The sequence below is a fragment of the Sulfurimonas sp. HSL3-7 genome, from assembly GCF_039645985.1.
GTDB classification, from domain to species: Bacteria; Campylobacterota; Campylobacteria; order Campylobacterales; family Sulfurimonadaceae; genus Sulfonitrofixus; species Sulfonitrofixus jiaomeiensis.
The window spans coordinates 2,501,903-2,526,521 of the sequence record NZ_CP147919.1; the positions used below are offsets into that span (position 1 = coordinate 2,501,903).

Annotated in this window: 24 protein-coding genes; 9 read left to right on the top strand and 15 right to left on the bottom strand. The window is 51.5% G+C overall.

The window, feature by feature from the left end; genetic code table 11:
- Positions 1-9: 9 nt before the first annotated feature.
- The 3 genes from WCY20_RS12340 to WCY20_RS12350 all read left to right on the top strand — a co-directional run bounded on the left by WCY20_RS12340 (position 10) and on the right by WCY20_RS12350 (position 5,271).
- Positions 10-2,319, top strand: a complete 2,310-nt coding sequence (locus WCY20_RS12340; protein WP_345975529.1) for a nitrate reductase — start codon at positions 10-12, stop codon at positions 2,317-2,319.
- A gap of 92 nt (positions 2,320-2,411) precedes the next feature.
- Entirely contained in the window at positions 2,412-3,698 is a 1,287-nt protein-coding gene (gene cobA, locus WCY20_RS12345) for a uroporphyrinogen-III C-methyltransferase (protein ID WP_345975531.1), read from the top strand.
- Positions 3,682-5,271, top strand: a complete 1,590-nt coding sequence (locus WCY20_RS12350; RefSeq protein WP_345975533.1) for a ferredoxin--nitrite reductase — start codon at positions 3,682-3,684, stop codon at positions 5,269-5,271. Before cobA ends, WCY20_RS12350 begins: the two co-directional genes overlap by 17 nt.
- Before the next feature lie 46 nt (positions 5,272-5,317).
- On the opposite strand, the gene WCY20_RS12355 is transcribed toward WCY20_RS12350, so the two are convergent.
- The 4 genes from WCY20_RS12355 to WCY20_RS12370 all read right to left on the bottom strand — a co-directional run bounded on the left by WCY20_RS12355 (position 5,318) and on the right by WCY20_RS12370 (position 7,463).
- The gene (locus WCY20_RS12355) at positions 5,318-5,812 is read right to left on the bottom strand and encodes a hypothetical protein (protein ID WP_345975535.1); all 495 of its coding nucleotides are present in this window, start codon (positions 5,810-5,812) and stop codon (positions 5,318-5,320) included.
- An 18-nt stretch (positions 5,813-5,830) separates the two neighbouring features.
- Positions 5,831-6,076, bottom strand: coding sequence for a hypothetical protein (locus tag WCY20_RS12360; protein WP_345975537.1), 246 nt, complete (start codon positions 6,074-6,076; stop codon positions 5,831-5,833).
- Between the two features lie 2 nt (positions 6,077-6,078).
- A complete protein-coding gene (locus WCY20_RS12365) occupies positions 6,079-6,747 on the bottom strand; it encodes an S-ribosylhomocysteine lyase (protein ID WP_345975539.1) in 669 nt (222 codons plus the stop codon).
- A gap of 119 nt (positions 6,748-6,866) precedes the next feature.
- Positions 6,867-7,463, bottom strand: coding sequence for a hypothetical protein (locus WCY20_RS12370; protein ID WP_345975541.1), 597 nt, complete (start codon positions 7,461-7,463; stop codon positions 6,867-6,869).
- 65 nt (positions 7,464-7,528) lie between these two features.
- Between WCY20_RS12370 and WCY20_RS12375 the strand changes: the two genes are divergently transcribed.
- Complete coding sequence (locus WCY20_RS12375) at positions 7,529-8,710, top strand: cation:proton antiporter (protein WP_345975543.1); 1,182 nt, start codon at positions 7,529-7,531, stop codon at positions 8,708-8,710.
- Positions 8,711-8,761: 51 nt separating this feature from the next.
- On the opposite strand, the gene WCY20_RS12380 is transcribed toward WCY20_RS12375, so the two are convergent.
- The 3 genes from WCY20_RS12380 to WCY20_RS12390 form a co-directional block, all read right to left on the bottom strand.
- Complete coding sequence (locus WCY20_RS12380) at positions 8,762-9,004, bottom strand: hypothetical protein (protein WP_345975545.1); 243 nt, start codon at positions 9,002-9,004, stop codon at positions 8,762-8,764.
- Positions 9,005-9,230: 226 nt separating this feature from the next.
- A complete protein-coding gene (locus tag WCY20_RS12385) occupies positions 9,231-10,187 on the bottom strand; it encodes an NAD(P)-binding domain-containing protein (protein ID WP_345975546.1) in 957 nt (318 codons plus the stop codon).
- A 322-nt stretch (positions 10,188-10,509) separates the two neighbouring features.
- Complete coding sequence (locus WCY20_RS12390; protein WP_345975547.1) at positions 10,510-11,316, bottom strand: DUF1566 domain-containing protein; 807 nt, start codon at positions 11,314-11,316, stop codon at positions 10,510-10,512.
- A 46-nt stretch (positions 11,317-11,362) separates the two neighbouring features.
- On the opposite strand from WCY20_RS12390, the gene WCY20_RS12395 reads away from it, so the two are divergent.
- Positions 11,363-11,584, top strand: a complete 222-nt coding sequence (locus WCY20_RS12395) for a (2Fe-2S)-binding protein (protein WP_345975549.1) — start codon at positions 11,363-11,365, stop codon at positions 11,582-11,584.
- Positions 11,585-11,823: 239 nt separating this feature from the next.
- On the opposite strand, the gene WCY20_RS12400 is transcribed toward WCY20_RS12395, so the two are convergent.
- The 5 genes from WCY20_RS12400 to WCY20_RS12420 all read right to left on the bottom strand — a co-directional run bounded on the left by WCY20_RS12400 (position 11,824) and on the right by WCY20_RS12420 (position 16,533).
- Complete coding sequence (locus tag WCY20_RS12400) at positions 11,824-13,746, bottom strand: DUF1538 family protein (RefSeq protein ID WP_345975551.1); 1,923 nt, start codon at positions 13,744-13,746, stop codon at positions 11,824-11,826.
- Between the two features lie 90 nt (positions 13,747-13,836).
- Complete coding sequence (locus WCY20_RS12405) at positions 13,837-14,307, bottom strand: DUF420 domain-containing protein (RefSeq protein ID WP_345975553.1); 471 nt, start codon at positions 14,305-14,307, stop codon at positions 13,837-13,839.
- A gap of 3 nt (positions 14,308-14,310) precedes the next feature.
- A complete protein-coding gene (locus WCY20_RS12410; protein ID WP_345975555.1) occupies positions 14,311-14,937 on the bottom strand; it encodes a DsbA family protein in 627 nt (208 codons plus the stop codon).
- Positions 14,938-15,471, bottom strand: coding sequence for a peptide-methionine (S)-S-oxide reductase MsrA (msrA, locus tag WCY20_RS12415; RefSeq protein ID WP_345975557.1), 534 nt, complete (start codon positions 15,469-15,471; stop codon positions 14,938-14,940).
- A 168-nt stretch (positions 15,472-15,639) separates the two neighbouring features.
- On the bottom strand, positions 15,640-16,533 hold the full coding sequence (locus WCY20_RS12420) for a 2-dehydropantoate 2-reductase (protein WP_345975558.1): 894 nt from the start codon (positions 16,531-16,533) through the stop codon (positions 15,640-15,642).
- Positions 16,534-16,685: 152 nt separating this feature from the next.
- Between WCY20_RS12420 and WCY20_RS12425 the strand changes: the two genes are divergently transcribed.
- The 3 genes from WCY20_RS12425 (at position 16,686) to WCY20_RS12435 (ending at position 18,837) form a co-directional block, all read left to right on the top strand.
- Entirely contained in the window at positions 16,686-17,864 is a 1,179-nt protein-coding gene (locus WCY20_RS12425; protein WP_345975560.1) for an FAD-dependent oxidoreductase, read from the top strand.
- Positions 17,865-18,127: 263 nt separating this feature from the next.
- Positions 18,128-18,250, top strand: a complete 123-nt coding sequence (locus WCY20_RS12430) for a hypothetical protein (RefSeq protein WP_345975561.1) — start codon at positions 18,128-18,130, stop codon at positions 18,248-18,250.
- Between the two features lie 194 nt (positions 18,251-18,444).
- Complete coding sequence (locus WCY20_RS12435; protein WP_345975563.1) at positions 18,445-18,837, top strand: DUF6858 family protein; 393 nt, start codon at positions 18,445-18,447, stop codon at positions 18,835-18,837.
- Positions 18,838-18,927: 90 nt separating this feature from the next.
- Here WCY20_RS12435 and WCY20_RS12440 read toward each other — a convergent pair whose 3' ends face one another.
- The gene (locus tag WCY20_RS12440; protein ID WP_345975565.1) at positions 18,928-19,914 is read right to left on the bottom strand and encodes a lipid A deacylase LpxR family protein; all 987 of its coding nucleotides are present in this window, start codon (positions 19,912-19,914) and stop codon (positions 18,928-18,930) included.
- 228 nt (positions 19,915-20,142) lie between these two features.
- On the opposite strand from WCY20_RS12440, the gene metH reads away from it, so the two are divergent.
- Positions 20,143-23,634, top strand: coding sequence for a methionine synthase (gene metH / locus WCY20_RS12445; protein WP_345975567.1), 3,492 nt, complete (start codon positions 20,143-20,145; stop codon positions 23,632-23,634).
- 166 nt (positions 23,635-23,800) lie between these two features.
- On the opposite strand, the gene WCY20_RS12450 is transcribed toward metH, so the two are convergent.
- Positions 23,801-24,280: an AMIN domain-containing protein gene (locus tag WCY20_RS12450; RefSeq protein WP_345975569.1), complete on the bottom strand. Its 480-nt coding sequence runs from the start codon at positions 24,278-24,280 to the stop codon at positions 23,801-23,803.
- A gap of 24 nt (positions 24,281-24,304) precedes the next feature.
- Positions 24,305-24,610 carry a hypothetical protein gene (locus WCY20_RS12455; protein WP_345975570.1) on the bottom strand — a complete coding sequence of 102 codons (306 nt, stop codon included), beginning with the start codon at positions 24,608-24,610 and terminating at the stop codon, positions 24,305-24,307.
- Positions 24,611-24,619 lie beyond the last annotated feature (9 nt).

Here is a 24,619-nt window from a genome sequence, read left to right on the forward strand (position 1 = left end):
GGATTGAACATGTTTAACAAGATCAAAAACTATCTCGGGTTCGACATCAAGGCCGACAAATACAAGCTCAGTGCTGATCCCCGCTTCGGCCTCATCAGCGATGCCAAGAAGCCCGACGAATGGGTCTTCTCCACCTGCGGCTACTGCGGTGTCGGCTGCGGGCTCTATATCGGGGTCAAAGAGGGCAAAGCCGTCTACACCAAAGGCAACCCGGCCCACCCTGTCAACATGGGGACGCTCTGTCCGAAAGGCCTGAGCGAACATGAGATGATCAACTCCTCCGAACGCGTGCTTTCACCGAAAATCCGTTCCAACAGCAAACTGGAAGACGTCTCATGGGACCAAGCCTACACCAAAGTCAGCGACACCTTCAAAAAGATCGCCGCCGACCACGGACCGGCGGCCGTGGGGATTATCTCAACAGGCCAGCTGCTGACCGAAGAGTTCTACACCCTGGGCAAACTGGCGCAACTGGGGCTGAAGACCAACAACTACGACGGCAATACGACACTCTGCATGGCCTCGGCTGTTATGGGATACAAACAGTCGCTCGGTTCCGACGGACCGGTCGGTGCCTACGAGGATTTTGAACACGCCGATGTCATCTTTCTGATCGGGGCCAACATCGCCGACAACCACCCGATCCTGAAACTCCATATCAACAAAAATAAAAAGCAACCCAAGATCATCGTGATCGACCCGCGCCGCTCCAAAACGAGCCAGATGGCAACCACCTATGTGCCGCTGAAACCCCGCAGCGACCTGGCCCTTTTCAACGGCCTTGCCTACATCATCCTCGAACAGGGGTGGGAAGACGAGGCCTATGTCAGATCCCACTGCAACGGCTTCGGCGATCTGAAAAAGCATCTGCAGAGCTACCCGCCGCAGGAGGTCGCCAACATCACCGGCATCGACGTCAAGACCCTGTACGAACTGGCCCGCCAGTTTGCCAACGCCGATGCGGCATTGAGCGCCTGGACCATGGGGGTCAACCAGTCATTCCTTGGGACCGACACGGTCAGTGCCATCATTAACCTGCACCTTCTCACAGGCCAGATCGGCCGTCACGGCGCGGGGCCGTTCTCCATCACGGGGCAGTGCAACGCCATGGGTACCCGTGAAACAGGATTCACCTCGTCATTGCCGGGGTATCGCAACTTCGGCGACAAGGCGGCTGCGAAAGAGTATGCCGAACTGGTCAATGTGCCTTTGGAATGGGTACCGACAAAACGCGGCTACAAATATGCCGAGATCATCGAGGCCATTGAACGCGGCGAGATCAAGGCCCTCTGGATCGTCGCGACCAACCCGCTGGTCAGTTTCGTCGATCAGGAGCGGCTGCGCAACGCCTTTGACAAGCTGGATCTTCTGGTCGTCCAGGACGCCTTTATGAGCGATACGGCCGAGGTGGCCGACGTCATCTTCTCGGCGGCTACCTGGGGCGAGAAAGAGGGGGTTTACACCAACTCCGAACGGCGCTGCAACCGCGCCAACAAAGCGGTCAACCCTCCGGGCAAAGCCAAGAGCGACTTCGATATCTTTGTCGAGCTGAGCGGCTATTTTGACGGCATCCAACCGGTCATCTTCCCGGGGTGGAGCAAACCCGAAGATGCCTTTAACGAATGGCGAGAAGTGAGCCGCGGACGGCTCTGCGACTACTCGGGCATCACCTATGAACTGCTGGAGGCTGAGGGCGGTGTCCAATGGCCGTGTAACGAACAGTTCCCCAAAGGGCAGAAGCGCCTCTATACCGAAGAGATCGCGTTCACGACCCCCGATGCAAAAGCAAATCTGATGTGTGTTGACTGGCTGCCGATGCAGGAGCCCCAGAGCGAAGCCTTCCCGCTCATGCTCAATACCGGGCGGACCGTGGAGCAGTGGCATACCCGGACCAAGACACGCAGCATCGATATTTTGAACGATCTTGCCCCGGAAGCCTGGGTGGACATCAATCCGGCCGATGCGGCGCAACTTGAGGTGAAAAGCGGTGACTGCCTGAGCATCTCATCGCCACGCGGAAAAGTGGATAACGTCGTGGTCAGAGTGACGCAGACCGTGGCCCCGGGTTCTGTTTTCGTACCGTTTCATTTCAATACCCAGCTAGTCAACGCCCTGACCCAACCCTCGTTCTGCCCGAAATCCGGCGAACCGAACTATAAACAGACGGCGGTTCAGCTGCATTCGCAACAGGTTCCCCAGGGGATAGCCATCAAGGTCGAAGAGCATCGTGGGTCGCTGACACACCGGCAGGAAACGGAGGCAGTCGACACGGTCAGCCGGTACGAAAAACAGCCGGGCATAAATACGGATGCAACATAACAGGGGGATTTCCCACTTTTTTCCTCTTTTTTGTGTTTAGAATCCAGAATCATTCATAACGATCCACTGTGATCATGACAAAAAGGATTCCCATGCGATTCACCCTGCCGATTGTCCTCCATAACCCCAAAGTCCTGCTTATCGGTGCCGGAGCCGTAGCAGCGCAAAAAGCCGAAGTGATGCTGCGCAACCAGATCACCTTTGATGTTATTGCCGAAACACGCAGTGACCTCATGCCCAGCGTCGATACGATCCAACAACGCCGTGTTTCGGCAGACGACCTGGCGCCTTACCCGATAATCATCGATGCCACCGGCAACCCCGAGGTCACACAAATGCTGCTGAACGAGAAAGCAAAACGGCCGTTCATGCTCAACGTCGTCGATGCACCGGAACACTGCGACTTCTTTTTTGCGGCACTGCTCGAGTACGGGCCGCTGAAAGTCGCGGTCTCCTCATCGGGAGGCAGTCCGACACTCGCCCAACAGGTGCGCGACAAGATCGACCGTATGCTGCCGAAATCGCTCGAAACGCTTGGTCATACTTTACAGCAGAAACGCCACCAGGGGATCATTGATATCCATGCCGCCCGCAATTCGGCCAAGAAGGCACTGGGTAAAGTTTCCCTGGTCGGTTGCGGCACCGGGGATGTCGAACTGCTGACGCTCAAGGCCTACCGGGTCATCCAGGAGGCCGATGTGGTGTTTGTCGACCACCTTATCAGTGACGAGATCGAAGCGACTATTCCGGAGCGTACGCTCAGAATTTCGGTGGGCAAACGCAAAGGCCACCACAGTGTCAAACAGGAGGCCATCAACGCGATGCTGATCGACTACGCCGCCAAGGGTTATGAAGTCGCCCGTCTCAAAGCGGGTGACCCCTACATCTTCGGCCGCGGTGCCGAGGAGGCGCAGGCCCTGATCGCAGCAAATATCCGCGTTGATGTCATCCCTGGCGTCTCTTCGGCGATCGCCGGACCGCTCAGTGCCGGTATCGCGCCGACGGCCCGCGGTTACGCCACTAACCTGTCGGTCGTTTCGGCTCATCTTTCCGGCAACCGTTTCAACCGGGAGTGGATCGACCTGCTCACCCTCAAAAACCACACGACGATCGTACTGATGGGCCTCTCCCGCGCCGAGGAGATCGTCAAAGCCGCGATAGAGAAAGGGGCCGATCCGCAGATGCCGACGGCAATCGTCTCCAATGCATCACGACCGAACCAGACACGTGTCATCACCACGCTCGCAAGGCTGGCTGCAGCGGCCGAAACTGCAGAGCGTCCCGGCATCATCGTCTTCGGCGATGTCGTCAACCTGCATGCCGTCCTGCCGCAACATGAAAATCTAGAAGAGGAGCTGCTCCATGACAAAATTGCATGAAGCCTATGAAACCCGTAACAAAAAGATCAACAAGATCGAAGGGCTCAAAACACTCAAAACACCGCAGTCGGTCTATGACCAACTCGAACAGATCTGTGCAGAGGGCTATGAAAACCTCAAAGATGAGGACAGCAAGTTCTTTCTGAAATGTTTCGGCCTGTTTGACAAAGGCGAAGGGGAGTTTATGATCCGCCTGCGTATCGCCGGCGGCCAGCTCGAACCGCAGCAGGCGGCAACGATCGGTGAGATCGCGCAACAGTACAGCCGGGATTACATCGACATTACGACACGCCAGCAGATCGAACTGCGCTACATCCCCTTTGCCGCCCTGGCCGAGGTGCTCCAGCGCCTCGATACCGTCGGCATCACCACCTTTCAGACGGGGATCGACAACTTCCGTAATGTCGTCACCTCCCCGTTCGACGGCTATGACAAAACGCAATACATCGCGTGTATGCCCATCATAGAAGCCCTGCAGACGATCTTTCTCAAACGCGAAGAGTGGATCGGCATCCTGCCGCGCAAGTTCAACACCGCTATCCTCGGCAGCGGTACCAACGACTGCAATATCTATGGCCACGACTGCTGTTTCCTGCCGGCACAACGCGACGGTATCTACGGTTTCAATCTTTACCTCGGCGGTAAGGTCGCGGTACAGGCCCAGGAGAGCGGACTGTTTATCAAACCCGACGAACTGACAACGGTCTTCGAAGCGCTGATCCATCTCTTCAAGACCTACGGCTTCCGGGACAACCGTAATAAGAACCGTCTCCACTTTCTCGTGGAGTCGGTCGGTATGGAGAACTTTGCCAAGGCACTTGCCGAACAGAGCGGTCTGAACCTTGCCGAAAGCGGTGAGCTGCTGCTCACGACCGAGCACTGCCTCGGCGATGACGGGTGTGTCGAGCTTGCGGAAGGTAAAAAGGCCCTGCTCTTTGCGATCCCTTCGGGTATCTTCAGCGGCAGCGACCTGATCGAAACGGCAGCACTGGCACGTTCGACCGGCAGCCATATCCGCCTCTCGATCGAGCAGAGTTTCTACCTCATTAACGATGCGTCCAAGATCGGCCAGCTGAAGGCTAGTGCACTTTATACCAAATATAAGAAGTTTCACAACGTCTACTTTACCCACCAGATCGCCTGTGCCGGTACAGAGACCTGCAGCTTCGGCGTCATTCCGAACAAACCCGACGCAATCGAAATGGCGGAGTTTCTCGACCGCGAGCTGCCGATGGAGAGCGGCAAGATCCGGATGCACTGGTCGGCCTGCCCGAAGGGGTGCGGTATTCACGGTATCGCCGACATCGGCTTTGAAGGGTGCAAGGCGAAAGATGCCGAAGACAAAAGCTGTTTCGGCGTGCATATCTTTGTCGGAGGCAAAGCGAGTTTTGAAGCGGTAGAGGCGCGGCAGGTCTTTAAAGCGGTGCCCCTGACCGAGGCCAAAGAGGTCGTCAAAAAGATCGTCGCACTCTATGTCAACGAACGTCTTGAGGGCGAATCGTTCGAGCTGTATGACACCCGCGTGCTGCAAGCACTGAGTGTCGATCAGCTGCGCGATAAGATCATGCAGTAATACGGCATTAGCCTAACAATACACCGACACACAAAGGGGTGTACGACTAAAGCCCGTTGCCCCACATGTGTATCTTCTTCGCCGTCACCAGGTCGTACCCCTCATGAATCTCGATTGCATTGGCGGCTCGAAACTCATGTGCTTCAAGCAGGGCCTTCTGAGCTTCGACATCCACCGTCCCCTTTTCGCTGATAACGATAATGTTGCCGGTGTTGGCCAGTGTGGTGTAGATCGACTTCAAAATCCGTTCGGCGAATTCGTGTCGGTGCAGAACGTCGCGGATAATAACGATGTCGTTATCTCTCGGCAGAGCCCGGAAGGGGGCTTTGTAGTGGGGAACCGTCTGGAGCTTAAGATGCTCGGACTCCGTAAAGGGCTGGTGTTCACCCGGGTACTCCGCTACGGCGAGACGGTGTTTCGGGTAGGGTTTGAGGTGTTCGATCAGCGCCGCCGTCAACCCGTCAGCGTGGGCGGTGACGTCGAGCACTTTAAAGCCCGGTTGCGGGTGGATAAGCTCTAGAAACTGCTGATAATCCGCCATCACCTGCCCCTTTTGCTATCAGATCGCCAGATCGTGCAGCTCTTTGAAGAGGAAGGCTTCGACGATGTCGTCGATGCTGCGCTTGGTGTGGGCGACCAGCACCATCATCTGCTGTTCGATGAACTCCATGACCGGCTCGAAATTGCCTATGACGACGACTGCATCCACCCAGTCATCGACATCCTCTTTAGTGTCGAAATAGTTGATCTCAACAACCTGCCCCTCCTGCGTATCGTCGCTGTCCATCGGTAAAAGGATCTTCACGTCTATGCCTGAGCGACTTTTGAAAAGTCGAGTTTCAGTGCTTCGTTGTCCATGATGCCGATACCGGCATTGAGCACTTTCTGCGCTATCTCCTGCACCTCTTTGAGCGAATGTATCTTGGCTGTGCCGCACTGGTAGAGGTTGAGTTCCGGGATGTCCTTTTGCGAATCGACATGCAGGACATCTTCCATCGATGCTTTCCACGCTTCGGCAACCGTCTCTTCCGCCGGTGTGCCGATCGTGCTCATATAGAAACCGGTACGGCAGCCCATCGGCGAGATATCAATGATCTCGGTATCTTTGCTGTTGAAATGGTCACGTCTGTTTTTCTTCAGCCACAACAGGCGCGGCAGTGCTCCAAGGGCATAGGTCTGACCGCTCTTCACATAAAATTCCGCTTCACGTTCTGGGAACATTCCGTTAAGCTCTGCCACCTCGCGGTCTGCTCTCGCATCCACATTGGCGACACCAAAGAGCTCTTTCCCCTCTCTGTCGTAAAGAACGATCCCTTCACGCATACTGGTGGCCGTCACCGCTTTGATACTGGCCTTCTCAATCGCTTTTCGGATACATGAAGAGAGGATTTTCCAATTGCTCTGATAGTCAAACCCCATCGAATTTGCAACGCCCTCTTCACTCAAATGTGTCCACTCCTGCTGACCTGTCCCCACCTGATTGCCTACTTGGATTTCTTGTCCGGAGACCGCTCTTCTTGTTAGCTGACTTTCTATAGTGGGGTAAAGAGAGAGAACGCCTTAACATTCAGACTATCATGAAGACAATCTCTTTTTTAATCGAGAGGCAGAAGATCATCCAGCAGATCTTCGCCGTCATTCTCTTCATACTCTTTATAAACGGCGTCATCCTTCTTCAGTGCAAGCAGCAGTTTTTGACGGACATCCTTGTTGATGTTTTTCTCCTGTACCGCCATCAGCACTTCGATGGAGCTGTCTGTGGGGTTGCGCCATAATTTGATCTGTTTGTAATCTTCTTTTTTGGCTCCACTTACCTCGGAGGCAATGCTAGACGCGATACCATCGGTCAATACAGCCGCCTTCCCGCCTATCTTGCGCGAAAACGTAGCCAGCTTGTCCTCGATGTAATGCGACACGACCTGTTGCATCTCTTTCTGGCCGTTGTCAGTCGCTTCCTGAAGCATAAAGTTATCACCTATGCGGCTGTAATCGCTATGGCCGACTGCCGTCTGCATCGCATCACCGACAACATTTTTACAGACCCACTCCGGTGCCGGCGCACCGTTTTTGGTACATTTCAGGTCTTCATCGGCATCGATCTCATCAGGTTTAGGGCCACTGGAACAGGCGCTGAAACCCAGCATCAGTATTGAAACAAGTGTCATACACGCTATCTTCTGTAATTTCATCATCAACCCCTTTGTGCAAATATTTTATCATAAGTTCTACAACTGTATATCGTGCTATAATCCCCACTATGTTTGATGATGTTTTATTGCTGATCACCTTATCGCTGATCGTTATTTTCTCACCTTTTATTGCAAAAATCATAAGGTTGCCGACAACCCCTGTGGAGATCATTCTCGGGGCGATTTTTGCATATGCGGGATTTTTGCATCACCACTATCTTTTCGAGCTTGTCGCCGAGGTCGGTTTTCTCTATCTGATGTTTATTGCCGGAACAGAGGTCGACCTGAAAAAGGTACTTCGCACCAACAGGGCCCTGATGAGGCGTATTCTCATCTATCTCTCGCTGCTCTACCTTTTCTCTATCGGGTTCACCCTCTATTTTGACCTTGGCAAGATATTTATCGTACTGTTGCCGCTTATCTCCGTCGGACTGGTTGTAACGCTCTCCAAAGAGTACGGAAAGACACCCTGGCTGACACTGGGGATGACAGCAGGCGGCATCGGCGAGGTGATCAGTATCGCGGTGCTGACCATGACCGCCACCGCACTGCAGGAGGGATTTGGACTTGCCTTTCTCAAATCGATGGGTGCCTTGGTTCTTTTCATCTTTATCATCTACCTGCTTTTTCGCGCCCTGCAGATTCTCTTCTGGTGGTTTCCGGAGGTCGGTACCGCACTGATGCCGCACGATGATAACAAGGAGCAGGACTTACGCATCTCGATGGGTGTCCTCTTTATTCTTGTCGCCGTTATGCTCTACCTGCATCTTGAGCTCGCTTTCGGCGCCTTTATCGCAGGGATCTTTATCCCGACTTTCTTTACCCATAAACAGGACCTCCCTCACCGCCTCGCGAGCTACGGCTTCGGCTTTCTGATCCCGGTCTTTTTTATCAATATCGGCAGCACCTTCAACCTTGAATCACTCTTGATGGAAGGGCTGGTCACAACCGCCCTGATCATTACCGCAGCCATGGTCGCGATGCGTGTTGTCGGAGCCCTTGTCTTTAAAAATATTTTGGGCTTTCGTTCTGCGATACTCCTGGGGCTGAGCCACTCCATGCCGTTGACGCTGCTGATTGCCGTTGCCACCATTGCCTATCACAGCAGCAGTATCGACAAGCTCCACTATTTCGCCTTTATTTTGGCATCACTCTTCCAGGTTATCGTTGTGACGCTTATGATCAAACTGATCCACAAAGAGCCGAGTCCGGCATCTTTGCCCAACGCGTTTAATCAGCAGAAAAGATAAACAGGCAAGCTCTCTATTTATAAATTAGTAGGCGTTCTGTTTTATGCGATGTCAGGAACGATGCAAACCTTCCGTAGATTTTTTATACCGGTTGCATTCTATTGCTCTTGAGACATAGCGAGGAAGTTTTCCGACAGGATAGACCAGACCGACAGCAAGGGTAACAAACCAGACAGCACTGTAGACATTACCCATAGAGAATATATAAGCAATCAGAAGCAAAGATACAACTTCCAAAATAAAATAGAGATATGGTCTTATAATGGAACATGTCCGTTTCTCAACTTTTTTCATGCAGCTCTCCTTTATAATGCTTATTTACTCTACAAACCCGATGTGACATCGTCAAATAAGCAGGTGTGACTGTTTACCAAGAGTTTAGTCCCTTAAAGCTTACTTTGAAATAAATTTTATTCATATCTATTATTCGATGTTATCAAGACATGTGAAAGCAAATCGGAACAACCCCAATCCTATTGACTGTGGCTGATCCGACTTTTTTTGAGAAGAAACGTATATACTATTTTTTTTCTTTTAGGATATGGTTCGCGATCGCAAAGCCGTGGTTAAGACCAAGAGCGATTGAACCGCCGGACTCCTGCGTGATGTCGCCCGCGACATAGAGCTCTTTGATGTTGGTCTCATAGTTTTCGTCATGCACCGGCTTACCGTCTTCGATCTCGATACCTGATGATGTCAAAAAAGCACTGGGTGTTGTACCGCCGATCGCATAGATGACCCGGTCATAGCACTCGTCATCGCCCTCGTCGAGCAGGACTTTGACTTTGCCGTCCTCCGCTTCAAGGCCCAATATGTTGGCCCCCATGATCGCACGGACACTGCCGTTTTCAGTGGCCTCGGCGATATCTTTCTGGTTGGTCGGATTGGCACGGCGAAAGTTCTCCCGACGGTAGCAGATGGTCACATCGTTTTTCTCACACAGATCGACAGCATACTCTACCGCTGAGTCGCCGCCGCCGACGACCATGATCTTTTCGCCTTCGGAACAGCTGTCGAGCGTATAGGCAACCTGTTTTTTAATCGCGGTCGGGATCTTGTAGTCAGGCTTGTTCGGTTTGCCCATGCGTCCGATCGTCACAACAACATGTTTCGCCTTTACCGATCCGCCTGCGATCATCACCTCGAAATCATCCCCTGTCTTAACGATCTTCTGCACTTCGGTATGGGTCCTTAACTCGACAGAATGTTTTTCCAGGATCTCATCAAAAAAGTCCAAAGTGCTCTCTTTGGTTCCGTCCAGAAAACGGATGTTGCCGTCAAGTTCGACCGTCTGTCCCTTCCAGTCCTTGTCGACACGTTTTTTGTCTTTGTAAAATTTACGGATGGTCGCATTATGGTTTTCATCCTTTTCGATCAGGATGATATCGCGCATTCCAAGCAGGTAACACTCCACCGCGGCAGCGATTCCCGCCGGCCCGGCGCCGATAATAGCAAGTTGATACATTTTTTCTGACATAGAATCTCCAATCGTGAGTATGTTGTATTTTAGCAGGATTTTATCAATGACGGATGAGCGATTGTTTTGAGAGCGTGTAACGGTGGTTTAAAGAAGAGGAGATAGGGAAAGCCCCCTATATATTAGTGCTTGCGCGCACCGGTGTTGTGGTAGACGAACATGCTTCCTGCTGTTACAGCCGCTGCAGCATAAAACATGGCGATAAAATCGATAACGACCATCATATTTCCTTTCATAAAAAAATAAAAGCGGATAATAACGAAGAAAAGCTATATTTTTACAAAAATTATGACAAAAAAAAATTCTAAAGAAAAATAAAAGGCTATTCCTGTGTATCGCTGACACAGCGGACGTAGGAGCTGTTCTTTTTCAAACTTGTGGCCACCGAACCCAGTTTAAAACCAACGACATAGGCTTGATCTTCGCCGAACTCATCATCGCTCCAATAGTAGCGGTTCATCATCACGCCAAAGAGAGACGTATCGACAGCCGGGCGGGTATAGGCATAATCCACGATGCTGTAAAGCTCATCCACACTAGGAAGCCGCCACTCTCTCCCTTGGTAGCTGCTCTCTTCACAAAATGCTTGCGCCGCTTCATAGGTATATTTTTTCTTTTTATTGCCCGCTGTTAGGGGCATCCAGAGGATCTCGTTTTCCGGATCTTTTACGCCGGCTTCCGTTTCGATGTATGCGGATTTTTCGGACGACAGCACGGTATTGGTGCAGATGACACCGGCTCTTTTGTTGAGCGGCGAAAGCGTGACGTCACCGTCTTGGAGGTAAAAGGTGTAGCCGATCTCCCTTCCCTCCTGAGAACCGTCCTCGCCTTCGCCACCGGTGCCCATCTGAGACTTTCCATCACGGGTGCTGTTGGCTGACCAGTAGGCGCGTTCACTGCTGAATCTGTCACTCTGCCCGCGAAGAGGAAAGAGCTCTTTTATCGACGGCAGTCTCCACGCTCCACCTTCCAAACGGTGGCAATAACTTTCTGCCATCGCATAGGTGTAGTGGTCGCCTTCAGCCTCTTTAAACTCCCCGTAAAGAGCAGAGGCAAACAGCAATAATAGAAATATCTTTTTGCCGAATCCTTTCAGCGGATCAGTCAACTGCGATTCTGTACGGCTCATAATATTCTCTTTTTTTCGATATTATACCAGCAAAAAAAGAGTAGCCATGTTCGACAAAAACAGAGAGATATGCGTCTGTAACTCACTCTCAATGCAGGAGATCGCCGAATGCATCAAAAAAAACGACATTACAACATTGGAAGCACTGTTGGAGAACCAGGAGTGCCCGGTCGGCGACAAATGCGAAAGCTGTCATGAAGAGGGGTACGAGAACGACGGCTATTCCCTGGCGATGGTGCTTTCACTGGTCAAACAGGGAAGACTATAAGGGCTGAGTTAAGCGTTAAGTTAAGAGTTAAGATGGCGATACCCAAGGGGGCAGACCCAACTCATCCCAACCAAACCTGAAAGTCGTAAAAGTTCCAGATTTGGTGCAGATTGTGTTTAACTCAGACCGATAGCGCAGAAGAGCCAACAGCTCACTGCAGCGAACGACTAAATCGTGAGTCGTGCTGCTGTGCGCGGAGAGTCTGAGTTGGACGCAAGATGCGCTGAAGCTGGGACTTTTTAAAGGTGCTCGCGTTTGATGGTGATCCCTTTGATATGCGATAACGGGTAGGCATAGATGACCCCGTGCCCTTCACCGACAATGTCGAGTTCATCCATCGCCTGACGGATGACATTGTTCACCAGTTTTGTCGGCATCAGGAACATCAGTTTGACATCGGTATTCTCCTGCTCCAAACGGTTATAAAACTGCTCTTCGTTGTGCTGCAGCCCCATGCCGTGCGCCTGCGTCACCGTCACCCCGGTTGCACCGGCTTCACGGGCAACACGCAGCGCTTTTTCACGTTTTTCTTTCGGTACGATGATATAGACCGCTGAAAAATGCGCCTGATAGGAGTGGCGCTGACCGAAACCGTCGACATTGACGGTTGCCAGCCCCATGTCCTGGGCATCCTCGATCGCCTGACGCAGTTCGAAAAGTTGTTCTTCTTCCCTCTCCTGTTCGCCTTTGATACCGAGTTTGTCGGAGATAACCCCGTAGAGCATCACCGTTATCATCGGGAACAGCGAGGCAAATGCGATCAGACCGAACCCGTCGACCAGCGGGTCGCGTCCCGGAATGTTGCTGGCAAGTCCAAGCCCTAGCGCCGCGACCAGCGGTACCGTCACCGTCGAGGTTGTCACACCGCCGCTGTCATAGGCGATACCGATAATGTATTTCGGAGCGATCACTGTCAAGGCGATGACGACGATATAACCGGCAATGATGTAATAGACGATATGCCCGCCGTCGACAATACGAAACGACCCCAACGCAATACCGATGGCAACACCGAAGGCGACAAAGAGGCGCAGACCGAAATCATTGATCTTGCCGTCACTGATCTCTTTCGCCTTTTTGGCGATCGCGGTCAGTGCCGGTTCAGCCATGGTCGTTGCAAAACCGATCGCAAAACCGAAGGCGTAAATGATGAAGTGGTTGTCCTGCAATGTAAGCTGGTACGCCATCGTCTCGCCCAGAGAAAAAAGTCCCATCTCCAGCCCCAGAATGAACGCGTAAAGACCGATGATGACAAGCGCAAAACCGATAGCGACCGCCTTGATGTTTTCGATCGGTTTTTTAAGCACGCCGTACTGAAAGAAGAGAATGATCGCAAGGATCGGCAGGACATCTTTGACCACGCCGAACAGCCCCATCAACATACCGTAAGGCGAATGGTCGATCACCGCCGCTTTTTCAGGCATTGCAATGACCTCCACCACACTTTTGGCATCGACCATCTCATACACGACAATGCCGTATACCTGGACAAAGATCATCGGTGTCAACGAGGCGAAAGCGATCAGTCCGAAACCGTCCAGTACCGGGTTCCGCCCCTTGATGGTGCTCGCCAGCCCGATGCCAAGAGCGGCCACAAGAGGTACCGTCACCGTCGAGGTCGTTACCCCGCCGAGGTCATAGGCCAGACCGACGATCTCATGCGGCGCAAATGCGGTTGTCGCCACCACCAGAATATAGCCGGCAATGATGTAGTACTGGATCGGGTGCCCTTTGATAATACGCCAGACCCCGAGAACGATCGCAAAACCGACCGAAAAGGCCACGACGCCGCGCAGTACACCCGCGTCGATCCTGCCGCTGCTGATCGCGGCCGCTTTCTGCGCGATGACATAGAGAGCCGGCTCGGCAATGGTCGTACCGAAACCGATGAGAAAGGCAAAGATAATGATCCAGAAGGTCGATCCCTTGTGGGCAAAGTCACTTGCAAGCCTCTCACCTACGGGGAAGATAGCCACTTCGAGCCCCAGTAAAAAGACTGCCAGACCGACGGCAACAATACCCAGCCCGATCGTTGTTGCCAACCATCCTGCAGGGATGCTCTGAATAATAGCCAATTGAAAAAAGAGGATCACCAGTATTATCGGTAAAAGATCGCGAAAAGCCTCTTTTAACAGTAGTAAAAATGATTTTACACTTAACATAAACGTCGCTTTCTCAAATGCCTACGATTTGAGGCTGTTGGATTTTTATTGTTTTACACTGCAGAACAGTATCTCTCGCTTGATTCCCGGCTAGAGAATGAATAATATCGGGTACATCGAACACCCCATCACAGAGGTGACGACTATTGCCAGGTAGAGCCATTTTGCTTTGGCCTTATGCTGCGAAAAATAGGGAGAAGAGGGACCTTCTTTAACAAAGACTTTCATTGATTTATAGATCGTGATCCCCCAGGCGACGACGGTAATGAGCGCAATGATGATATGCACGATCAGATAGCCCAGCACCCAGACATAGGTGAGATCACTGCCCTGCATGTAGCTGTTGAATCCGCCGTCGAAACGGACACCGATCTCGAAAATAACCACCATCACCATCGTGATCAAAAAGAGTGTCGCCTGCGTTTTGAAATGGGCACGGTAATTGCCTTTAACCGCCAATACAATGGCATAGCCCACCAAAAAAGGCAGGAGCCCGAAATAGATCGTTACCAGATCCATAAAAAGAGGGGCTCTTGTCCCTAAAAAACCTGCTTCAAACATTGTCTACCTTTTGATCAGAGCTATCAGCTCTTCATATTTTTTATACCCGCGAATCTGGGAGAGGTGTCCCTGCTTGTCAATAACGATCAGCGTCGGAAAGGAGCTCACGCCGTAGGTGCGTGCTTTCTGCTTGTCGGCTGCCGTCGCTTTTTTCATCGCATCGCTTCGGAACATTTTTGAAAACGCCATTATATCGAAACCGATCGAAGCGATCACTTCTGCGATCACCTCTTCACGGGTGATGTCTCGGCCTTCGGCATAAAAAGCCTTCTGCAGAGCGGCATAAGCGGCGTACGCTTTGGAACTGTCCAAAGCCCGCACGGTAACAACAGCCCTGCAGGCCGGTTCTGTCGTGTAGTTGAACGCTTCCTGCGAAAGGGCTGTCGCATCAAACGGCAGTCCCGTCGCATCATGTACGGCCTGCCAATACCCCAGATGATTTTTGAGCTTCTCTGCGTCAAATATCTCGCCGTCGCGCAAACCGCCCATGATCATCGAAAAAGGTACGCCTTTGAGCTCCGCACGCAGTTTGAAGAGTTCCGGACCAAAACCGTAACACCAGGAGCACATCGGGTCCCCGACAAAGATCACCTCGGCCAGGTGGGTATAGGAAGAGGTTCCGAACACCATCTAGCGTTCCAGTTTATCGCTGAATTTCATCATGAACTTCTGAACCTTCGGCGCAACGACCGCCTGGCAGTACCCCTGCGTCGGGTTGAGTTCGAAATAGTGCTGGTGGTACGCTTCTGCCGGGTAAAAGACCGGAGCCGGCGAGAGTTCTGTCACAATCGGATCACGGAAGTGCTCCTGCACTGCCTTTGCCGAGGCGATCGCCGCCTCTTTCTGCGCTTCATCCTGATAGAAGATCACCGAACGGTACTGCGTACCCCTGTCAGCGCCCTGATAGTTGAGCGTGGTCGGATCATGGATCACCCAGAAAATATCAAGCAGCTCGCTGAAGCTGATAACATCGGCATCGAAAGTGATCTCGACCACCTCGGCGTGCCCCGTTGTCCCGCTGCAGACATCACGGTAGGTCGGGTTCGGATTCGCTCCGCCCGCATACCCGCTGATCGCCGATTCAACCCCCTTGACTCGGCTGTAAACCGCTTCGATACACCAGAAACATCCTCCGCCCAAAAGCGCTTTTTCACGACTCGACATTTAGTGCCTCCCTGCATTGAACTTTAGTTCTTAGTATGTTTTCCATCATTAACATCCTCTATTTTTAGCGGCAATTATGCGCACTATTGGCTTTAGTACCCCTATCGTTCCAAGATGAAAAAAAATCGGAAAGATAGTTTAAGAACCCTCTTTTTGTTCTCTCTCTTGCTAAACGACTTTCCCTTTCAGAACCCCGTATATCTTTGCCATCAGCGGTGTCGGCAGACGTAATTTCTTGCCCTCCCGTACCACGTAACCGCAGAGAGTCTCCAGTTCGGTTTTACGCCCGTGCTGGAAATCAAGATGCATTGAGCTTGAGGCCTCTTCAGGCAGTACCGAAGCAACACGGAGCGCTTTTTCGACCTCGTCCTGAATATGGATGCCTTTGGCATCGGCGACATCGGCAATCTCTTTTAAAAGGGTGTCCGCCCAGTTCCTATGCTGTTCGTATACTTTGCGCATACTGGTATCAAAATAGGTGGTGAGTGCCGCAAAGGCACTGATAAAGAGGTATTTTCGCCAGAGCGCCTCTTCGATCTTCTCCGGCGTTTTATGGCGCAGTCCCGCCTTCTCAAACAAGGCGGCCACTGCCGCCGTCTCAGCAGGATACTCCCTGCTGCCGAAAATGGCGGCAAAGACCTTCCCTTTCTTTATAATCACACCATCCGACTCTTTATGCGCCAAAATATGGAGCGCCCCGTGCAACACTTTGGCCTCGACAAGCGACGCTATCTTCTCTTTATGCTCAACCCCGTTGGCAAAAGGGACGATAACCGTTGAAGGGGTGATGTTGCCGGAGAGTTCCGCTAAAGCCGACGCAATATCATAGCTTTTGACGCAGAGCAGCAGCAGGTCAATATCGCCTACGAGCTCTCCGGCTGACATAACAGCATCGGGATGCGCCGTAAATGAACCTTCGTCTTCCTTGATCAGCAACCCGTTTTCTCTGATCGCCGCCGCATGATCACCTCTGGCAATGAAGACCACCTCATCATCGAGCGCACATAAGTGTGCTCCGATATAACCGCCGACGCCGCCGATCCCTGCTACTACTATGCGCATACTCCGCCTTTCTCCACTAAAAAATCACAAATGACGAAAAAAATAAAAAATCTATTGACTTTTATCGTCATATGATGTATCATTACTCAAATAATATATATTATAATATCTGCAAATATAAAGTTTGGTGATATTGTAGCATAGGAGTTTCTATGAAGAAAGTATTGATTTTAGGCGGCGGTTTTGCAGGTGTCGATGCGGCCGGATACCTCTGCAAAGCCGGTTATGACGTAACATTGGTGAGTGACCGCGACTACTTCTACATCTACCCGACCTCCATCTGGATACCGACGCATGAAAGCAAATTTGAAGATGTCTGCGTCGACCTTAAAGCGCTTCAGGCCGCACACGGTTTCAACCTCGTTGTTGACGGGGTGACCGAGATCGCGGCAAAAGAGAACCGTGTCACACTCCGCTCCGGCAAGGTCCTTGATGACTACGACTACCTTGTCGTCGCCATCGGGGCGCAGAAGATGAAACACCCGGGCATCGAGAACACCCTCTCGATCTGTGCGGTACCCGAGCAGTCACTGCAGATCCGCGACGCGCTGGACAAGCTGATCGAAAAGGGGAGCGGTAAGATCGCCTTCGGTTTCGGCGGCAACCCGAAAGACAGCTCTGCGGTCCGGGGCGGACCGGGATTTGAGCTGATGTTCAACGTCCACAATATGCTCAAGAAAAAAGGAATCCGCGACAACTATGAGATCTCCTTTTTTGCACCGATGGCAGAACCGGGAGCAAGAATGGGCAAACAGGCCCTTGCCATGATGGATATGATGTTTAAAAAACAGAATATCCATAAATATCTCGGCAAAAAGATCAAGCAGTTTGAAGAGAATGGTGTCCGCTTTGAAGATGACAGCAAGCTCGAATCCGATTTTACGATGTTCATTCCCGCCGGTGCCGGCCATGAGGTCGTCACCGCCTCCGATCTGCCGACCAATGAAGCCGGATTTGTAACGGTCAACGACTACTGCGAGGTCACTATCGACAATGCCGTCAGCAACGTTTATGCCATCGGCGACACCGCCGCGCTCGAAGGGCCGGACTGGCGTGCCAAACAGGGACACGTTGCCGAAGTCATGGCCAAAAACGTCGCCTTTAACATTCAGGAACGCGACAAAGGCTCCGATGAACGCAAAGGGTATCAGGAACACCTCAATATCCTCTGCGTTATGGACACCGGTGACGGTGCCGGTTTTATCTTCAGAAACGACAAAAAAGCCTTTATGTTCCCGATGCCGATCGTCGGCCACATGATGAAAAAAGGGTGGGGCTGGTACTGCCGCAACACCAAACTCGGCAAGATCCCAAGACTCCCTGGGATGTGAGTTCACGATAAGTAAAGCCCATTTCTGGGCTTTACAGCGAACGTGACCAAAGGAAATCCCTTCAGGGGAAACCAGTGTCGATGCACGAAGCACCGACGGCGGCTTAACACAAATAAGAAACCGCAGGTTCTCTCCTCTCTCGACAATTCCGCCCCTGTAACCACCCCTTTATATAAAATGTAATCCGCTTGTAATCCGGATATGCTAACCTTTCTTTACACTTTAGAAGATCATCTCCTAAAGCGAAAACAGAGGAGGCCATCATGCCGTACCAGACTAAACGTCCTGAAAAAAAACGCGAAATCAGTGCACTTGAGAAAGTGATCATGAAAAAGCTGCAGGGTTCAAAGAAAAACATCTGGATGCTTGAACCGAAACATAGCTAGTGCTGTAAACCCATTGACACAAGAGCCAAGAGAAGCGCTCTTTATCTTCTGACGCAAAAACCCCCATTTAAATCTGACGTTAAAATAAACTAATTTTCATATTTAAACCGCCATTTAACTTCAGCTTATTATAATTATAAAAACCATCGCATTTACTCCATCAATGTGGTGCCATAACTAAAGGCAGTACCCTCATGACACAAATACAGTTCAAAGACGAATATCCGATTTTCACAATGACTCTGGCAAAAAACGAAACTTCCGTAAAGACACTGAGTAACATTCTTGAGCAGTTGCGATCAAACATAGAGGCGCATCCGGTAGCGACCTATATCGGTCTTTTTAATCATTATGAGCACACCTCCGGCCTGGAGAGCGGTGAAGTCTCGCCGGAGATCATCGATGCGCAGAACATCCTCTTCTGCTTCGGCAAAGAGCTCCTTGTACCGGAGGTACTGGCCGTCAGACCCCGTTCTATCGGTATTGCGGAGCGCAAAAATGATTTTGTGATCTCTTTTTTAAAAGCGCCTAATCCGGCGGCAAACGAGGCGATGACAACATGGACCGAGTCCTTACGCGATCAATAGGCTTTATGCGTTCCGTTGTACTGCTGGGCGTTCTGATCGGCGGGTTCAGCGACCTGCTGCATCAATTTTCCCGTTAACACAGCGGCCTGGCTACAGAGAGTAGATATAGGAGAAGATGATACTGCCGACACTGTGGCTGCTGTCTTCGGTCTTAAACTCCTTGCTGTTGTAGGTACCGATATAGTCGATATTGTAATTTTTGTATCGTCCTGAAAAACCGAAACTGCCAAAACCTTTCAGGAAATTCTTTTCTACGGAGTGACTTTCCCTGAAGCTGTTTCCATCGAGAAAGATATCTCTTGCCACCACGGAGCCTCCTGCAGAGAAAGATAGACTAAAGCTCCAGGGCTCGAAAGGCGTGAAGAGACATCGCCTGCGAACAGGTATCCCGTTCTCGCTGGCACCGTTGATCGCACTGGAACCGAAATCTTCAGGGACATTCCATCCAAAACGCAGCAGGACGCCGGCATTCGCTTTGATGGCGACGTTGCCGAGCTCACCCCCGAGATAGGGAACAACACTCGACTCAATACCCCAGAGAGGTTCAGGCACATATCGCCATTTATGCTGATAATTGAGCTGTATTCCCGCTTCGTTTTTCAATTGATTGTCCCAACCCTGCGGTATTTCCGAACCAATCAGCTTGTGTATGAAATGCTGCAGCTCTTCCATGCCCGAAGCGGGGCCGACGACTCCCGCCTGTATCATCAGTGAGTCCAGATCTGTTTCGGAACTCTGGTGCAGCCCCATCTCGAAGTAGAGCCATCCGGCGTAGGGGCGATCATCTTCGATCAGCTCTTTCTGTAACAGGTCATCAGGTGTAAAGATCTTCTGTGTCAGCGAAAAAGAGATGAAATCTACTCTGTCCGACCCCTCTAAAAAAGGGATCTTAAGCCACTCCTCGTCTGCATCGGGACGGTACATCAAAATAGAGAGACGGGACCCGTCCGTATAGTCGCTGTCGGTCCCAAAAAAAACATCATTTTCAAAATAGAAATTGATGCGTTCAGCTTCCCACTCCCCCTCTTCTGCAGCAGCAATGTTTATAATAAAAAAAAAGAGAAAAAGATATTTCATGACCTGTCTTTTAATAATTCGAAAGTCCGTACTTGAGTCTATCATAAATAGGAACGATTTGCTAGACGCTGTATCAGTTGCATCCGCTTAAAAAAAACATACAAACAGATATTAGATCCGCTCCTCACCCCCTTTTATGCTCGCATCTGTTAAAATTAAATAACATTTTTGACATGTTCTTTTGGCAAGAGTATCTCAAAAATGTCATGAATTATCGGAAAGAGCACTATGTCAGTAAAAGAACAGATATTAGAAACAATTAAAAAACGTCCGCTGATCATCGATGGCGCAATGGGCACCCAGCTTCAGGCCAAAGAAGATCAGATCTCTCAAGACGCCTGGGAAGGGAACGAAGGGTGTAATGAACTGCTAAACGTTACAGCACCTGAAGTTTTGGAGAGCATTTTCAGCGCTTATCTGACGGCAGGCGCCGATCTCATCACGACCAACACCTTTGGGGCCTTTCCCTGGGTCCTCGACGAGTATCAGATCGGTGAACGCTCTTATGAACTTTCCAAAGCGGGGGCTGCTATTGTCCGCAAGATGTGCGATCGCTTCAGCACCCCCGAACAGCCGCGTTATGTTCTGGGTTCCATTGGCCCCGGTACAAAGCTCCCTTCACTCGGCCACATCCACTACGACGAGATGCTTGCAGGCTACACCGTCTGTGCCGAAGGGCTGATCGACGGCGGCGTTGACGTTTTTCTGCTCGAGACCTGCCAGGACCCGCTCCAGATCAAAGCGGCACTTCACGCCTGTGAAGCAGCTAACAAGAACCGCGGTACCCGTATACCTGTGATGGTCTCTGTCACCATCGAACTTGCCGGTACGATGCTTATCGGTACCGATGCCCAGACGATAGCCGCCATTTTGGAGCCTTTCGACATCCTCTCGCTCGGTTTTAACTGCGGGACCGGACCGGAACAGGTGCTCAAACATGTCAAGACCCTTTCCGAGGTGTGGGGCAAACCGATCTCGGTTCATGCCAATGCCGGACTGCCGCAAAACCGCGGCGGTTACAGCTACTATCCGATGGGGCCTGATGAGTTCGCCGACCGTCAGGAGGCTTTCTTGGCTTATGACGGCGTCTCATTTCTGGGCGGCTGCTGCGGAACAACGCCGCAGCACATCCGTGCCCTCACCAACCGTGTCGGCACCATCACGCCTAAACCGGCCTCCGGATCACAGCCTACCGCATTGGCTTCGCTCTTCGGCACGACACCGCTGGTGCAGGACCCGGCCCCGCTGCTTATCGGTGAACGCTCCAATGCGACCGGTTCCAAAGCCTTCAGGGAATTACTTTTGGCCGAGGATTACGAGGGTACCCTCAGCGTTGCCCAGCAGCAGGTCCGCGCAGGGGCGCATGCCATCGACCTCTCTGTCGGTTTTGCCGGCCGTGACGAGACCAAGGACATGAATGCCGTTGGCGCGCTTTACGCGCAGAAGATACCCCTGCCGCTAATGGTCGACTCGACGCAGGTGACGGGGATCGAAACGGCGCTGAAACTCATCGGCGGCAAACCCATAATCAACTCGGTCAACCTTGAAGACGGCATTGAAAAGTTTGACACCATCTGTCAGCTTGCCAAAAAATACGGGACATCACTTGTCTGTCTCACCATCGATGAAGTTGGGATGGCAAAGACGGCAGAGCGCAAACTCGAGGTCGCGGAGCGCATCTATGAACTGGCTACGCAGAAGCACGGGCTGAACCCCGAGGATCTTGTCTTCGACCTTTTGACCTTTACGGTCGGTTCGGGCGATGAAGAGTACCGTGATGCGGCTGTTCAGACCATCGATGCTATCCGCGAACTGACCCGCCGCCACCCCGAAGTCGGGACGACGCTCGGCCTCTCCAACATCTCTTTCGGTCTTGACAAGGATGCCCGCCCCTACCTGAACACAGTCTTTTTGAACCACTGTCTAGATGCGGGACTAAGTACCGTTATCATCAACGTCAAACACATCATTCCAAGCAACAAGATCAGCGAAGAGGAGCTGGAGGTCTGTAACAACCTTCTTTTTGACAAGAAACCAAACGGCGAAGCGCTCTTTGAGTTTATCGACTACTTCAGCAAAAATGTCAAAGCCAGCAGCGAACAAGTCGATGAAGCCTATCTTGCGATGAGCGACGAGGAGAAGATCGCCAAACTGCTGATGGACGGGGACAAAGAGCGTATGATCCCGCTGGTCGAAGAGGCACGCCACCGCATCAGACCCGAAGTGATCGTCAACGAGATACTGATCGATGCGATGAAAGTGGTCGGCGAGCTCTTCGGTGCCGGCGAGATGCAGCTGCCTTTCGTCCTGCAGAGCGCCGAGACGATGAAAAAAACCGTCGACCATCTCAACCCCTATCTGCCAAAAGTGGACAAAACGGTCGATACGACACTGGTACTGGGGACGGTCAAAGGCGATGTCCACGACGTCGGAAAGAACCTGGTTGACATCATTCTCTCCAACAACGGCTATAAGGTAATCAACCTCGGTATCAAGGTGCCGCTTGAGGATTTCATCGAGACGTTAAAAACGGCCAATGCCCAGGCTATCGGTATGAGCGGTCTTTTGGTCAAATCGACACAGGTGATGAAAGAGAATTTGGACGCCATGAAAGCAGCAGGCATCACCACCCCGATTCTGCTTGGCGGAGCAGCGCTGACACGCAGCTTTATCGACGATTTCTGCCGTCCGGCATATGACGGTCCTATCTTCTACTGCAAAGACGCCTTTGACGGTGTCACGGCAATGAGCCGCATTGAAGCGGGGAACTTTGACACCGATCTGCACGGCGAAGGCAAAGCGAAAAAAGCAAAGAAAGCGAAAAAAGAGGTGATTATTCCCCCTTTTGAAGAGCTCCAGATGCCAGATCGGGATGTACGTGTACCGACACCTCCTTTTTGGGGACGCCGAGTCATCTCCCTCACAGAAGCGCAGTTGGTGATGGCCTTCGAGTGGATCAACCACCGCATGCTCTTCAGACAGCGATGGGGCTATAACGGCAAAGGGATGACCAAAGAGGCGATGCAGAAACAGGTTGACGATGTACTCTGGCCGGCATTCGACCGTCTCAAAGCACAGTTTCTTGATGAAAAACTCTTCGAGCCGACTATCATCTACGGTTACTGGCCGGTACGTTCCGACGACACGACCCTGCTTGTCTTTGATGAATCCGAAGGGTGGAATAACCCGGATGAAGTCAACCGAGAACCGCTTGAGCATGTCATAGGACGGGCCGAGCAGCAGTTTACCTTCCCTCGACAGGGCAAAGAGCCGCACCGTGCGCTCTCCGATTTTTTCCACAGCGACCGTCATGACGTACTGGCTATGACCTGTGTCAGTGCCGGTGCCAGACTGAGCGAGTATGAACGTACCCTGTATGATGCCGGCGAGTTCACCGAGTACTACATGGTGCACGGTCTTGGAGTCGAACTGGCTGAAGCCCTGGCTGAGATCGTCCATAAACAGATACGACTCGACCTGAACATCACCGAAAACGAAGGTTCTAAACTTTCAGACGTACAGATGAGCAAGTACCAGGGCGCACGTTATTCATTCGGCTATGCCGCCTGTCCGGACCTTGAGCTGAACCGTCCCCTTTTCGATCTTTTGAAGCCGGAAGAGTTCGGAATAGAGTTATCGGAAACATTCCAGATCCACCCCGAACAGTCTACCTCGGCTCTGGTCGTCTACCACCCCGAAGCAACGTACTATAACGTCTGACGGAACGGTTTTTATCGATATCACTTTAGCCATAAAAGCGTGCGTTCAGCACCCTTTTAATGGCATATCGTTCCAGATCCACACCGAACAGTCTACCTCGGCTCTGGTCTTCTGCCATCCCGAAAGGACCTGCCAGAGCCAGACGGTTTCAGCAGCATGATGCATACTAGTCTGTGATTCTAAGCAGCTGACCGTATTTTCTTTTTTCTATATTGTAGTTGTGTACTCTATCCAAGCGCAATACGACCCGGTAGTGATCGTCATGTGCACCCATTTCGAGTTTCACAAATGGTCTGATGTCGAGTTCTTTTCGTTTTGAGGGAAAGTCTGACGGGGATCTAAAGTCGATGACGATACTTGGAGGCGTTGCAATTGAAAAGTGCTTGATGATGTCGTCTTTGGTCTCTATGTAAGCACTGTTCTCTCTGAAGACAAAGCGCGCTTTGGCATAATTGACCACCGTTTTCTTATTCGATATGCGCTGAGGATGGATCGTTGGCACTGCCCTCTTCTCTTTTTCTGGCGCTGGCACCGTATCGTGTTGAGTGGCTGCCTCTGCCGGTGTGACCTCGGCTGGGACGAAAGGATTCTCCCGCGCTCCAAGTAGAATCGGCAATAGCAAAAGAGATAAAAAAAGTAGACGCATCAGAATCCTTTCTGCTTATTATACCTACTTATCCGGTTCCAGCTCTTTGAGTTCGAAATACTCTTTTTGCAAAGCTGCATTTTGTGACTTATAGCTGTTTATCTCATGCTGTAGATAATCTTCATACTCTTCGAGCTGCAGCAGTACCTCTAGCGAGTTATCACCAAAAAGCAATATACCAAGATAGATCGCCAATACGATGATAATAATAAGTGCGGTTAAGAACTTGGGAAGAGAGAGTCCGAGATAACGCTCGGTAACTCCCTCTGAAGGAGTAATGTAGAGCTCTTCATTATGTTCTGATTCTTGTAAAGCACCTGTTTCAGACATAGTTCAAAG